The organism is Nocardia panacis (genome assembly GCF_003598715.1).
Lineage (GTDB): Bacteria > Actinomycetota > Actinomycetes > Mycobacteriales > Mycobacteriaceae > Nocardia > Nocardia panacis.
The window spans coordinates 102,875-114,541 of record NZ_QZFU01000016.1 but is presented as its reverse complement, the minus strand read 5'-3'; the positions used below and the strand labels follow the sequence as shown (position 1 = coordinate 114,541).

At 68.5% G+C, this 11,667-nt stretch carries 16 protein-coding genes; 8 read left to right on the top strand and 8 right to left on the bottom strand.

Features of this window, described 5'->3' with window-relative positions; genetic code table 11:
* Positions 1 to 90 precede the first annotated feature (90 nt).
* The 4 genes from D5S18_RS08815 (at position 91) to purH (ending at position 5,221) form a co-directional block, all read left to right on the top strand.
* Positions 91 to 1,098: a DUF5336 domain-containing protein gene (locus D5S18_RS08815; RefSeq protein WP_120039342.1), complete on the top strand. Its 1,008-nt coding sequence runs from the start codon at positions 91 to 93 to the stop codon at positions 1,096 to 1,098.
* A 61-nt stretch (positions 1,099 to 1,159) separates the two neighbouring features.
* Complete coding sequence (locus tag D5S18_RS08810) at positions 1,160 to 2,746, top strand: cell division protein PerM (protein ID WP_120039341.1); 1,587 nt, start codon at positions 1,160 to 1,162, stop codon at positions 2,744 to 2,746.
* Positions 2,747 to 3,035: 289 nt separating this feature from the next.
* Positions 3,036 to 3,650 carry a phosphoribosylglycinamide formyltransferase gene (gene purN / locus D5S18_RS08805; RefSeq protein ID WP_120039340.1) on the top strand — a complete coding sequence of 205 codons (615 nt, stop codon included), beginning with the start codon at positions 3,036 to 3,038 and terminating at the stop codon, positions 3,648 to 3,650.
* The gene (purH, locus tag D5S18_RS08800) at positions 3,641 to 5,221 is read left to right on the top strand and encodes a bifunctional phosphoribosylaminoimidazolecarboxamide formyltransferase/IMP cyclohydrolase (RefSeq protein ID WP_120040412.1); all 1,581 of its coding nucleotides are present in this window, start codon (positions 3,641 to 3,643) and stop codon (positions 5,219 to 5,221) included. Before purN ends, purH begins: the two co-directional genes overlap by 10 nt.
* A 59-nt stretch (positions 5,222 to 5,280) precedes the next feature.
* On the opposite strand, the gene D5S18_RS08795 is transcribed toward purH, so the two are convergent.
* Positions 5,281 to 5,742: a hypothetical protein gene (locus D5S18_RS08795; protein ID WP_203236664.1), complete on the bottom strand. Its 462-nt coding sequence runs from the start codon at positions 5,740 to 5,742 to the stop codon at positions 5,281 to 5,283.
* Between the two features lie 248 nt (positions 5,743 to 5,990).
* On the opposite strand from D5S18_RS08795, the gene D5S18_RS08790 reads away from it, so the two are divergent.
* Positions 5,991 to 6,557, top strand: coding sequence for a LysM peptidoglycan-binding domain-containing protein (locus D5S18_RS08790; RefSeq protein ID WP_120039339.1), 567 nt, complete (start codon positions 5,991 to 5,993; stop codon positions 6,555 to 6,557).
* 76 nt (positions 6,558 to 6,633) lie between these two features.
* Here the strand turns inward: D5S18_RS08790 and rpsR are convergent, their stop codons facing one another.
* The 4 genes from rpsR to rpmB are packed head-to-tail and all read right to left on the bottom strand — an operon-like array spanning position 6,634 to position 7,692.
* Complete coding sequence (rpsR, locus tag D5S18_RS08785; RefSeq protein ID WP_040695439.1) at positions 6,634 to 6,888, bottom strand: 30S ribosomal protein S18; 255 nt, start codon at positions 6,886 to 6,888, stop codon at positions 6,634 to 6,636.
* A gap of 34 nt (positions 6,889 to 6,922) precedes the next feature.
* Positions 6,923 to 7,228, bottom strand: a complete 306-nt coding sequence (gene rpsN / locus D5S18_RS08780; RefSeq protein ID WP_120039338.1) for a 30S ribosomal protein S14 — start codon at positions 7,226 to 7,228, stop codon at positions 6,923 to 6,925.
* A 41-nt stretch (positions 7,229 to 7,269) separates the two neighbouring features.
* Entirely contained in the window at positions 7,270 to 7,440 is a 171-nt protein-coding gene (gene rpmG / locus D5S18_RS08775; protein ID WP_120039337.1) for a 50S ribosomal protein L33, read from the bottom strand.
* A 15-nt stretch (positions 7,441 to 7,455) separates the two neighbouring features.
* A complete protein-coding gene (rpmB, locus tag D5S18_RS08770) occupies positions 7,456 to 7,692 on the bottom strand; it encodes a 50S ribosomal protein L28 (RefSeq protein WP_120039336.1) in 237 nt (78 codons plus the stop codon).
* Positions 7,693 to 7,768: 76 nt separating this feature from the next.
* Between rpmB and mrf the strand changes: the two genes are divergently transcribed.
* Genes mrf through rpmF form a run of 3 tightly spaced genes read left to right on the top strand, consistent with a single transcriptional unit; the run spans position 7,769 to position 9,553 of the window.
* Positions 7,769 to 9,115, top strand: a complete 1,347-nt coding sequence (gene mrf / locus D5S18_RS08765; protein WP_120039335.1) for a ribosome hibernation factor-recruiting GTPase MRF — start codon at positions 7,769 to 7,771, stop codon at positions 9,113 to 9,115.
* The gene (locus D5S18_RS08760; protein WP_120039334.1) at positions 9,112 to 9,378 is read left to right on the top strand and encodes a type B 50S ribosomal protein L31; all 267 of its coding nucleotides are present in this window, start codon (positions 9,112 to 9,114) and stop codon (positions 9,376 to 9,378) included. The genes mrf and D5S18_RS08760 overlap by 4 nt, the downstream gene beginning before the upstream one ends.
* A 1-nt stretch (position 9,379) precedes the next feature.
* Positions 9,380 to 9,553 (top strand): 50S ribosomal protein L32, encoded by a 174-nt coding sequence (gene rpmF, locus D5S18_RS08755; protein ID WP_120039333.1) that lies wholly within the window; start codon positions 9,380 to 9,382, stop codon positions 9,551 to 9,553.
* Between the two features lie 513 nt (positions 9,554 to 10,066).
* On the opposite strand, the gene D5S18_RS08750 is transcribed toward rpmF, so the two are convergent.
* From D5S18_RS08750 to D5S18_RS08740, 3 genes are all read right to left on the bottom strand, one after another.
* The gene (locus tag D5S18_RS08750) at positions 10,067 to 10,498 is read right to left on the bottom strand and encodes a hypothetical protein (protein ID WP_147403909.1); all 432 of its coding nucleotides are present in this window, start codon (positions 10,496 to 10,498) and stop codon (positions 10,067 to 10,069) included.
* Positions 10,499 to 10,666: 168 nt separating this feature from the next.
* A complete protein-coding gene (locus D5S18_RS08745) occupies positions 10,667 to 11,299 on the bottom strand; it encodes a GTP-binding protein (protein WP_239003631.1) in 633 nt (210 codons plus the stop codon).
* Positions 11,289 to 11,663, bottom strand: a complete 375-nt coding sequence (locus tag D5S18_RS08740; protein ID WP_120039330.1) for a DUF742 domain-containing protein — start codon at positions 11,661 to 11,663, stop codon at positions 11,289 to 11,291. Before D5S18_RS08740 ends, D5S18_RS08745 begins: the two co-directional genes overlap by 11 nt.
* Positions 11,664 to 11,667 lie beyond the last annotated feature (4 nt).

The following is an 11,667-nucleotide window of genomic DNA, read 5'->3' as shown; positions in this document are numbered from 1 at the left end:
ACAGTGCAGTAGCGTCGGAACGAGATAGACGTCGCGAAGACCAGACCGTGAAGATCAGCCAGAGCACGACTCGACCTAGGAGACGACGACATGTCATACCCGACCGGGGGCTCCGGGTACAACGCACCCGCGCCGACGCCCGCCGCCCAGCCCGCCTTCGGCGGCGCCAGTACCGGATCGAGCGCGACCGGCAAAGGTCTGCCGTATTTCCTGACGATCGGCGTGCTCGCGCTCGGCGTGATCAACTTCCTGCTCGGCTTCCTCCCGTACGCCACCAGCAGCGTGCTGCGGACCAGCAAGACCGTCAGCCTGTTCGACGGCGGCATCGGCTTCGGCTCCCCGCTGCTGACCATCGTGCTCGCGGCCGGCGTGCTCGCGGGATTGTCGCTGCTGCCCAAACAGGATTGGACGGGTGTCGCGGCGGCGCTGTCGGTGGCGGGCTTCCTCGGCCTGCTGTTCCAGTCCTTCAAACTCGGCGACGCGGTGAAGCTCGAGTGGGGCGCGTACGTCGTGCTGTTCCTGGTGTTCGTGCAGGCCGCGCTGGCGGTGGCGACGCTGCTGTTCGAGGCGGGCATTCTGACCGCGCCTGCGCCGAAACCCGCCGCGCCCGCCGGTTACGGCGCGGGCTACGGTCAGCAGTCCTATGGTCAGCAGGGCTACGGCCAGACCCAGCAGCCCCAGCAGACCTACGCCGCCCAGCAGTCGCCGTACGGCCAGCAGCAGCCCTACGCTCAGCCCGGTTACGCGCAGCAGGCGCAGCCGCAGAACCCGTACGGTCAGGCCCAGCAGCCCGGCTACGCCCCGCCGACCCAGCAGTACCAGGGCCAGCAGTCGCCCTACGGCCAGCCTGCGGGCTACCCCGCCGGTTACGGTGTCGCGCCGCAGCAGGCCCAGCCGTCCGAGCCCGCCGCGGGCCAGCACTACGGCGCCGCGCAGCCGGGTCAGCAGCAGCCGTATGGATCGCTGAATTTCGGTCAGGCGCAACAGGGTTCGACTCAGCAGCCCGCGCAGTCGGGGCAGCCGTTCGGCACCGAGCAGAGTGCCGATCCGGCGGCGGACGCGACGCACCAGTTCCGTCCCACCGACGAGAACAAGTAGTCGAATCAGGTGGCGGCGCGCCTCCCGTGGCGCGTCCGGCGAACTGCCACGCTGAAATGTCATGAGCTCCCAGAGGAATTCGGTCGTGCGCCGCACCGAGGAAGCACGAGCGGCGAGAGCGCCCCTACGTCCGCCGCCGCGACAGCGCCCGCGTGAGGACGCCGACGAGCCGGGATTTCTGTCGCTGACCCCCGAGCGGGGCCGGGCGCTGCTGCTCGTCGCGGCGCGTCCCTCGGCTTTCGCGGTCATCGGTCTCGCGGTCCTGGTGCTCGCCGCGCTGCTCACCTCCGGCGGGGGCATGGGCGGCGTCTCGGCCGCGCTCGCGGCGAGTTGGTTCGCCACGCATCAGATTCCGCTGGTCATCGGGAAGACGACGCTCGGCCTGCTGCCCCTGCTGCCGACGGGGCTGCTGCTGTGGGCGGCGGCCCGCGAATGCGCCCGCGCGGTGGAGTCGGGCGCGACCCGACGCGATCTGGGCTGGATTCTCGGTGCGTCCCTGGCCGGACCGCTGCTGATCACTGCGGTCTGTCTTGCCGTCGCCGAGGACGCTTCCGGCGTGGTCGCGCTGCAACCGCCCAATTCACTGGCCGCCTTCGGCTGGGTCGGCGGACTGCATCTGGTCGCGGCAGTGGTCGGTATCGCCGGTCGGGTCCTGCGGCAGCGGACCGCGCCCGCGCTGCTGCCCGACTGGGTGCTGGTCGGGGCGCACTTCGCGGGGCGCACCGCGCTGCGGCTGCTCGCCGGTGCGGCGGCCGTGACCGTGCTTTCCTTCCTCGCGCACTGGTCGCGTCTCGGCGAGATGTACCGGTCGGCGGGGAATGCCGCCGGGGCGATCGGTCTGAGCGTGCTCGCACTGGGCTATCTGCCGAATGCGGTGCTGCTCGCGGTGGGGGTGCTGGTGGGTTCGACCGCGCAGTTCGGTACCGCTTCGATCGGGCTGTTCTCCGTTGTCGGCGGGCCGATTCCGGCGGTGCCGATCATGGCGGTCCTGCCCGAAGGACCGGCTTCGGGCTGGTGGGCGGTGCTGCTGGTGGTTCCGGTGGGCGTCGGCGCGCTCGGCGGACTCGACTGCGCGCGCACCTCGCACGACCGGGTCACCGCCCCGTGGGCCACCCTGCTGTCCTCGGCATTGGCGGCGCTGCTGTTGGCGGTGGGCGCGCAAGCGGCAGGGGGCGAACTCGGCAATTTCGGCCGGGTCGGTCCGGACCTGCCCTTCTTCGTGCTGCTGACCTTCGTCTGCCTTGCCGTTCCCGGCTATATCGGGTTGGTGATCGCCCGCTGGTTCGTGGTGCCGGTAACGCCGCTGGCGGACAGATACGCGCAGGCCGACGATCGCTACGATCCGGAGCCCGACGACGAATTGGATTACTACGCCGACGATTACGACGACTATCACCCGGACGACCACTACGACGCGGACGACCGCTACGACGACTATCCCGACCACGAGGGACCCGATCCCGAGGACGAACGCGACGATGAACTCATCGATGCCGAACTCATCGATGCCGAATTGGTCGACGCCGAAGTCGTGGCGGACCAGCCCGCGCTGAGCACCCGGGCGGCGCCCGAGCAGGCCCCCGACATTGTGGACGCGGAGGTGGTCGAGCCCGATCAGCCCGAGAGCGGACCCGCCGCTCGGCACTGAATTCGGGCAGTGCCGGGCTGGGAACGATCGCGCCCGGCGGGCCTACTACGCTAGGGCCTGTGTCGAAGTCTCATCCGGCGCCTCCGCGGCCCAGCTCGCCGCCTGGCCGCGTTGTCGTCGTCCCCGATACAACACCGGTATCGGGAACTCCTCCGCCTTGCCAGGCGACGAGCTGAGCCACGGATGCATCCGAATGAGACTTCGACACAGGCCCTAGTCGCGGCGGTACTCGTCCGCCGTTCGACCTACACGCAGGAGTAGTGCGCTGACGACCCCGCATGTCACCAGGGTGCCCGCCTCGGTACCGGCCGCTGTCGTCGTGCTCGCCTCGGGCACCGGATCCCTGCTGCGCTCCCTGCTCGACGCCGCGGCCGCGCCCGGCTACCCGGCCCGTATCGCGGCGGTGGGCGTGGACCGGGATTGCCCGGCCACCGCACACGCCGAACAGGCGGGCGTCCCGCATTTCCGGGTGGCGCTCACCGACTTTCCCGATCGCGCCGCATGGGATGTCGCGCTCGCGGACGTCGTCGCCGCCTACTCGCCCGATTTGGTGGTCTCGGCCGGATTCATGAAAATCCTCGGCCCGGCGTTCCTGGAGCGCTTCGGCGGCCGCATTCTGAATACCCATCCCGCGCTGCTGCCGTCGTTTCCCGGCGCGCACGGGGTGCGCGACGCGCTGGCCTACGGCGTGAAGGTCACCGGTTCGACCGTGCACCTCGTGGACGCGGGTGTGGACACCGGGCCGATCCTCGCGCAGGAGGCGGTGTCGGTGCGGCCCGACGACGACGAGGCCGGTCTGCACGAGCGCATCAAGGTTGTCGAGCGACGGTTGCTGGCGGAGGTTGTCGCCGCCGTCGCGACGCGCGGCATTGTCTCCGACGGACGAAAGGCAGTATTTCCGTGACCAGCGAACGCAGGCCGATCAGCAGGGCTTTGGTGAGCGTCTACGACAAGACCGGGTTGATCGAGTTGGCGAGCGGATTGCACGCCGCCGGTGTCGAGTTGGTCTCGACCGGATCCACCGCGGGCCGGATCGCCGACGCGGGCATCCCGGTGACGAAGGTGGAGGATCTGACCGGCTTCCCCGAGACGCTGGACGGCCGGGTCAAGACGCTGCATCCGCGGGTGCACGCGGGCATCCTCGCCGATTCGCGCAAGCAGGAGCACGTCGACCAGTTGGTCGAACTCGGCGTCGAGGCGTTCGAGCTCGTGGTGGTGAATCTGTACCCGTTCACCGAGACGGTGGCCGGCGGTGCCAGTGTCGACGAGTGCGTTGAGCAGATCGATATCGGCGGGCCGTCCATGGTGCGGGCGGCGGCCAAGAACCACCCCTCGGTCGCGGTGGTCGTCTCGACCGGCGACTACGACAGCGTGCTGGAGTCGGTGCGCCTCGGCGGTTTCACCCTGGCCGAGCGGACCGCCTTGGCCGCCAAGGCTTTCCAGCACACCGCCACCTACGATGTCGCGGTCGCGAGCTGGATGACGAATGTGGCCGTGCCCGCTTCGGGCGCGGAATCGGAAGGGCCGCTGCAGTTCCCGGAGTGGATCGGTGCCACGTGGCAGCGCGAATCGGTGCTGCGCTACGGCGAGAACCCGCACCAGGGCGCGGCGCTGTACACCGGTAGCGGTGCGCGCGGGCTGGCGCAGGCAAAGCAGTTGCACGGCAAGGAGATGTCGTACAACAACTACACCGATGCCGATGCCGCCTGGCGGGCCGCCTATGATTTCGACGCGCCTGCCGTCGCCGTGATCAAACATGCCAATCCGTGCGGTATCGCGGTGGGCGCGGATATCGCCGAGGCGCACCGCAAGGCGCACGCCACCGATCCGGTCTCGGCCTACGGCGGTGTCATCGCGGCCAATCGCGAGGTCTCGGTGGAGATGGCCGAGCAGGTGGCCGAGATCTTCACCGAGGTCATCGTGGCCCCCGGCTACGCCGATGGCGCGGTGGAGGTCTTGGGACGCAAGAAGAATGTGCGGGTCCTGATCGCCGATCCCGCCGTGCGCAAGGGCGCCGAGCTGCGTCCGGTCAGCGGTGGTGCGCTGCTGCAGGAGCGCGACATCCTGGACGCGGCGGGCGACGACCCGTCGGCGTGGACGCTGGCGGCGGGCGAGCCGGCCGACGCGGCGACCCTGCGCGATCTCGAATTCGCCTGGCGCGCCTGCCGTGCCGTCAAATCCAATGCGATCCTGCTCGCCGACGACGGCGCGGCGGTCGGTGTGGGTATGGGGCAGGTCAACCGGGTCGACTCGTGCAAGCTCGCGGTGGAGCGGGCGGGTGAGCGGGCCAAGGGTGCGGTCGCGGCCTCGGACGCCTTCTTCCCCTTCTCCGACGGTCCGCAGATCCTGGTCGGCGCGGGTGTGCGCGCCATTGTGCATCCCGGCGGTTCCATTCGCGACAAGGACACCATCGAGCTGTGCCGCGAGGCGGGCGTGACCCTCTACCTCACCGGTTCGCGCCACTTCGCGCACTGATTCGCGCCGTCGCGAGCCCGGCCCGGAAACCACTGGGCCGGGCTCGTTTTCGTTCGGTCCTATGCGGCGCTGAGCACCTGGCGCTGTCCGAGCGGGGATTTCAGCGGCACCTCCAGGGTGCCGAAGACCGCGACCATGGTGCACATGCGGCCGACGGCCGCGGGGCGGGTGCCCGAGCGCAGTTCCACGGTGACGGATTTGTCGGTCTCGGTGACCGAGGCGTCGACGCCGTAGCATTCCGGCGCGCCCGACTGGAAGTTCACCGCGATCCTGTCCTCGGCCACCTTTCGCCACGACGGGAAGGAAATGGCGTGCGCGCCAACGATTGTGGGATCGGCGGTGAAGTCGCGGCCGAGACCCGCACCGGTGTCCTGGACCGGGGTGCTCGGCGCGGAACTGCGCGCCGATCCGGTATTCCCCTGTGCGGCACCGCTATCCGAGCCGGAGCAACCTGCGGCGGCGAGGCCGAGCAGTGCGGTGGCGAACAGCGCCGCGGCGCGCGCGGGCGAGATCCGTTGCATGGGGGCCACCCTAATCCAGCCTGCCCGCACCGCTCGGCCGACCCCGCAGCAAACCCGCACGGGCACCGGCCGGTCTGTGCGCCAAGCGAACACAGTAGCGAACGCCACACAGTGAACTTTCCGCGAACCCTGCGCGTAATCCTCCCGCAACGGCGGCACTCGCGTTAGCTTAGGACCTGATGCGCGCCAGGGCTCTTCGGGCGGTATCGGATTCGATGCTCTGCACAGTAACTCTCGAAAGGAACAACGTGGGCGACACGCTGCGCGTAGGAGAACAGCTGGGACTCGGGCAGTCCCTCACCGGCGGTGCGTACACCCTGACGCTGCAGGCCGACGGAAACCTGGTGCTGTCGGAGCCGGGTGGGAATGTCGTGTGGTCCACCCTGACGCACAATCAGGGCGTCGAGCGCGCGGTGCTGCAGGAGGACGGCAACTTCGTTCTCTACAAGGGTGACGGCGCGGCCTGGTCCACCGAGACCAACGGCCGCTCGGCCGATCGTCTGGTCGTACAGCCCGACCGCAATGTCGTGCTCTACGGCACCGACGGTGGCGCGCTGTGGGCCTCGGAGACCAACACCGACACCCCGCTGCCCGCGCCGGAGCCCGCCCCGGCCGCGCCGGTGGCCGAGCCGGCCGCCGAGGAGGTTCCGCCGCCGCCCGCCGCCCAGACCTACACCGTAGAGCCGGGCGACACCCTGTGGGCCATCGCCGAGCGCTTCTACGGCGACGGCAACCGCTACCAGGAGATCGCCGCCGCCAGCGGCATCGACAACCCGGACCTGATCAATCCGGGCCAGGTGCTGACCATCCCGTAGGGTCGAAACCCCTTCGGTGCCAAGAGAAAAAGACCCCCGGTGGTTTGAACCATCGGGGGTCTTTTCCGCTTGGGGGTCAGCGGCTGGTGAACGGCAGCAGGGCCATCTCGCGCGCGTTCTTGACCGCGACGGCGACCTGCCGCTGCTGCTGCGGGGTGAGCCCGGTGACGCGGCGGCTGCGGATCTTGCCTCGGTCGGAGATGAACGTGCGCAGCAGGTTCACGTCCTTGTAGTCGACCGTTTCGACACCCGCGGCGATGAGCGGGTTCTTCTTCGGGCGCCGGGCCTGCTCAGCGCGAACCTTCTTCGACGGTGCTCGCTTGACTGCCATATGACGGGTTCCTTCTCAGGAGATCAGTGGTTGCCTACCAGCTCGATTTGCGCACACCGGGCAATTCGCCCCGATGCGCCATCTCGCGCACACGTACACGGGAGAGGCCGAACTTGCGCAGATGTCCGCGCGGTCTTCCATCCGCGGCGTCCCGATTGCGCAATCGTACCGGACTGGCATCGCGGGGCTGGCGGCGTAGCTCGGCCTGCGCGGCGAGGCGTTGTGCCTGCGGGGTGGCGGGTTTGCCGATGAGTTCCTTCAGTTCGGCGCGGCGGGCGGCGAAGCGGGCCACGATCTCGCGACGCTGGTCATTGCGAATGATTTTGGACTTCTTGGCCATTCAGCGCTCCTCCCGAAGGCTGCTCTCGGATGCCGCTGCCATCAGCGTTCCTCTCGAAAATCAACGTGCTTGCGTACGACCGGGTCGTACTTGCGCAACACCATCCGGTCCGGATCATTGCGCCGGTTCTTGCGGGTGACATAGGTGTAGCCGGTGCCCGCCGTCGACTTGAGTTTGATGATCGGCCGCACCTCGGTCGCCTTGGATGCCATGGGAACCGTCCTCTCTCAGATCTTTTCGCCGCGGGCGCGCAGCCGCGCCACGACGGCTTCGATGCCGTCGCGATCGATGGTCTTGATGCCCTTGGTCGAGACGGTGAGCGTGACGCGGCGGTCCTCGCTGGGCAGGTAGTAGGTCTTGCGCTGGATATTCGGGTTCCAGCGGCGGCTGGTCCGCCGGTGTGAATGCGAGACGGATTTGCCGAAGCCGGGTTTGCGTCCGGTGACCTGGCAGTGGGCCGACATGGCGGCGACCTCCTTTCGAAGATGATAGTCGTTTTCGACAATGGTCGTTCGACACTGTAGCGTGTGGCTCCAGTAAATGAAAACCATTGTCGAAAGGGGTATCGTGCCTGATCCCATCCCGTCCGGGGGCGACCGGCGCAAGCCCCTGGTGCTGATCGCCGGGTTCTCCGGACCCGCCGCCGCCGGACTCGCCCGCACCGCCGCGCTGCTCGGGCAGACGCCGGGCACCGTCGTGGTGCGCCATGATCTCGGCGCACTGTCGGAGGGCATCGTGCGCCGCACCGTGCGCGAGGGCGACCGGGAGATCGAGACCGTGTTGGAACTGGCCCACGGCTGTGCCTCGTGCACGCTGCGCATCGATCTCTTGCCGCTGCTGTGCCTGCTCGCCACCCGCGATTCGGTGCGCCGGGTAGTGCTGGAACTCGATCCGGCCTTCGAGGCGGAGGCCATCTGCCGGGCCGTCGAGAATGTGGTGGTCACCGGCGTACTCGGCCGAGTCGACGGACCCGCCGGGCGCGATATTCGCGTCGAGGCGGTATTGACCTGCCTGGATGCCGAGAGTTGGCTCGCCGACGCCACCGGCGAGGACACCCTGGCCGAACGCGGTGCGGCACGCGCCGATGACGACCGCACCGTCGCTCAGGTAGCCGTCGGACAGGTCGATTTCGCCGATGCCGTCCTGGCTTTCGGCCCTGCCGCGGACCCGACCGACCGCGGTCGACTCGCCGCCGTGCTGACCCGACTGAATCCGGATGCGCCGGTGGCCTGGTTCGACCATCCCGCCCACCTCGCGGGTGACCATGTCTCGGACCTGCTCGCCCGCATCCCAACTCGCGCCCGCCGCGGCCGCGTCTTCGATGCCCACGCCCCGCTGTTGCGCGGACAACCGCCGCTGACAAGCGATTTCGGCGTCGAGATCCTGGAGTTCGCGGCGAGCCGCCCCTTCCATCCCGAACGCCTGCACTCGGCGCTGGATGTGCTGTTCGACGGGGTGGTCACCGCGCGTGGTCGGATCTGGCTGGCCACCCAGCCCGATGAGGTGCTCTGGTTGGAATCGGCGGGTGGCGGTTTGCGCGTCGGCGGGGCGGGCCGCTGGCTGGCCGCCATGGAACCCGACGAACTGGCGCAGGCGGATCCGGACCGGCGGGCACTGGCCGCGCTGCGCTGGGACGACACCTTCGGCGACCGCGATACCTCGCTGGTCGTCCTGGTGCACGACGCCGATCCCGCCGATATCCGGACCGCCCTGCACTGGGCGCTGGTGGAGGACGACGAGTTGCGCCTGGTAGAGCGCGCGCCCGAACGGGTGGCGCACTGGCCCGATCCGTTCGGCGAATGGCACGCCGACCCGTGCGCGGACTCCGGGGAAACCCTGGAAGACAGTGCCGCGCAACAGTACAACTCGAGAGGAGAGGCGAAGTGAGATCCGGCATCCACCCCGACTACCACCCGGTGGTGTTCGAGGACTCCGGCACCGGCAAGCGGTTCCTGACCCGGTCCACCGCGACCGGTGAGCGCAGCGTGGCGTGGTCCGACGGCCACACCTACCCGCTGATCGTGGTCGATGTGACATCCGATTCGCATCCGTTCTGGACCGGCGCGCATCGCGTACTGGACAGTCAGGGCCGGGTGGAGAAGTTCGAGCGCAGGTACGGCCGCCGGGTGCGGCCCGGCAGGGAGGGCTGACATGGCGGTTCCCAAGCGGAGGATGTCGCGCGCGAATACCCGCAGCAGGCGTGCGCAGTGGAAGGCCGCACCGGTCGATCTGGTGCCGATCACGGTCGCGGGAGTCGAATACCGGGTGCCGCGCCGACTGGTCGCGGCGATTCGGCGCGGGGTCGTCGATCCGACTCGACTCTGAATCGGGTTCCGGGGCAAACCGGCTCGAAGCCGATCGGTGCCGGGCGACTCTCCCGGTGGCGACCGATCGGCTTCGAGAGCGACTATTTCGCGCCAGGTCAACTCCGAATCGACCGATTCGGTGCGCTGACGCAAAGTGGTCAGTGCGCCGAGATCGGCAATGTGCGAGCTATCAATGTGTTCGCGGTCACAAGGCGCGCTTCGATCCGGTCGATTGCGGCAGGATTGCTGCGCCGTGAATTACCTACTGGGAGTTGGTTTTTGGCGGCCAGAAAAGTCTCCATGCCGAGATGCGAACGCAACCGTGCGCCGGTAGTCTCATCCGGGAGGGCGGGTTCTCCCGGTTCCGGTGAGAACCCGCTCATCGCCAAATCTCGGCACATCGCCGAATCCAATTCTCTTACCGCAGTGGATATTCCGCGTTGAAGCCGGCTCGGGCCGGAACGACACAGCGCGTTCACCCTGTGTGCGATCGCCTATGTCGAGCAGCCCACGTCGATCAACGTTCGCCGCCCTAGCTCCGAGCCCGAGGCAGCGGCGCCGCCGTGCCGTTGCCGGAACCCCGCGGCGGCCCAGCGGAATTCGACAGATCCGCCAGCACCGCCTCCAATCGGGCCAGCTGCTCGCCGACCAGCGCCGCCGGACCCGCGAGCAGCGACAGCGGCCACGGCAGCGCGCGCCCGCTCAACCGCTGGACCTCCGCATCCAGATCGGCCGTCGTCATCTCTAAATCGCCGATCTCCCTGCGCAATTCGACCACCTGATCGCGCAGCGCCGCCGACTCCTCGGTCAGCCGATCGATCCGATCCAAGGCCAGCGCCAAACCGTCGACCAGGGTGCGGTGGTGCCCGTCGGCATCCGTACCCAACTGCGGCCAACCCCGCAGCCCCGGCCCGTGCAACTGCTCCTGGATGTCACGCAGCACTTCCTCTTGCTCGGGCGTCACGTCCGGTCCTTCCCTGCTACTGGCCCAACCAACCGGTCTCGTTCCGGCCGTGACCCGAAACGCATGTCTCCCACTGTAAGTCGGTCCCGCGCGCGACATGCCCGCATCGGCGAACCCGAGGCGATCGCGCGCGCCCGCATTCGATCGGCGCCGAATATCGCACCCGGTTCAGCCCTTTCGGGCCGAACCCTCGAACTCCAGCGACTTCAACTGCGCGATCGCGTACTCGGTCACGGCGGCCAGTGCCTGACGCACCTCGTTGGCATTGCGCGCGTCCAGATCCATGATCGGCACCCCATCGCGCACCGAAAGCGCCTCGCGCAGTTCGGGGATGGGGAAGCGCGGGGCATCGGGAAAACGATTCACCGCGATCACGAACGGCAGTTTGCGCGCCTCGAAGAAGTCGACCGCCGCGAAGCTGTCCTCCAGCCTGCGGGTATCGACCAGCACCACCGCGCCGATCGCGCCGCGGATCAGGTCGTCCCACATGAACCAGAACCGCCGCTGCCCCGGCGTGCCGAACAGGTACAGCACCAGGTTGCCCGGCAGGATGATCCGGCCGAAATCCATGGCGACCGTGGTGGTTTCCTTCTCCGGGGTATCGGCCAGATCGTCGACGCCGTCGGAGTAGCGCGTCACCATCGCCTCGGTGCGCAGCGGCACGATCTCCGAGACCGAGCCGACGAAAGTGGTCTTGCCGACGCCGAACCCACCGGCCACCACGATCTTGGTCGAGGCGACCCTGGTGTCCGAATCCTCATTCTTGGATGTTCCGTTGGGCCCTAACGTCCTATAAGGCACGGAGTCCACGCAAAGTCCTCTCCATCAGGGAACGACGCTCGTCGAAGCTTGCTTGTTCGGTCAGGGTCGAATGCACGCGCAGCGCGCCGTCGACCACGAGATCACCGATCATCACCCGAACCATGCCCAAAGGTCGATTCAGGTGTGCCGCGATCTCGGCCACGGACAACCGATGCGCGGCCAGTCGAATGATCTCGGTTCGGATATCGCCGAGGGGCCAGTCGATGTGAGCACCGTGGGCGACGGTCTCGATGACCGCTTCCAGCGGGAGGTCTACCGCAGGTTCGGTACGCCCGGAGGTGAGGGCGTACGGCCGGACGCGAGTGGTTGGTCGGTGGTGTCCGGAACCGTACTGGTTGACCATCTTT

What these genes read in the sequence shown, in the direction of transcription:
- D5S18_RS08740 (WP_120039330.1), bottom strand. Translation starts at nt 11,663, where the DNA reads ATGGTCAACCAGTACGGTTCCGGACACCACCGACCAACCACTCGCGTC.
- D5S18_RS08795 (WP_203236664.1), bottom strand. Translation starts at nt 5,742, where the DNA reads ATGCAACGGATCTCGCCCGCGCGCGCCGCGGCGCTGTTCGCCACCGCA.
- rpsR (WP_040695439.1), bottom strand. Translation starts at nt 6,888, where the DNA reads ATGGCAGTCAAGCGAGCACCGTCGAAGAAGGTTCGCGCTGAGCAGGCC.
- mrf (WP_120039335.1), top strand. Translation starts at nt 7,769, where the DNA reads ATGAAAACCATTGTCGAAAGGGGTATCGTGCCTGATCCCATCCCGTCC.
- rpmF (WP_120039333.1), top strand. Translation starts at nt 9,380, where the DNA reads ATGGCGGTTCCCAAGCGGAGGATGTCGCGCGCGAATACCCGCAGCAGG.
- rpmB (WP_120039336.1), bottom strand. Translation starts at nt 7,692, where the DNA reads ATGTCGGCCCACTGCCAGGTCACCGGACGCAAACCCGGCTTCGGCAAA.
- rpsN (WP_120039338.1), bottom strand. Translation starts at nt 7,228, where the DNA reads ATGGCCAAGAAGTCCAAAATCATTCGCAATGACCAGCGTCGCGAGATC.
- D5S18_RS08815 (WP_120039342.1), top strand. Translation starts at nt 91, where the DNA reads ATGTCATACCCGACCGGGGGCTCCGGGTACAACGCACCCGCGCCGACG.
- D5S18_RS08810 (WP_120039341.1), top strand. Translation starts at nt 1,160, where the DNA reads ATGAGCTCCCAGAGGAATTCGGTCGTGCGCCGCACCGAGGAAGCACGA.
- rpmG (WP_120039337.1), bottom strand. Translation starts at nt 7,440, where the DNA reads ATGGCATCCAAGGCGACCGAGGTGCGGCCGATCATCAAACTCAAGTCG.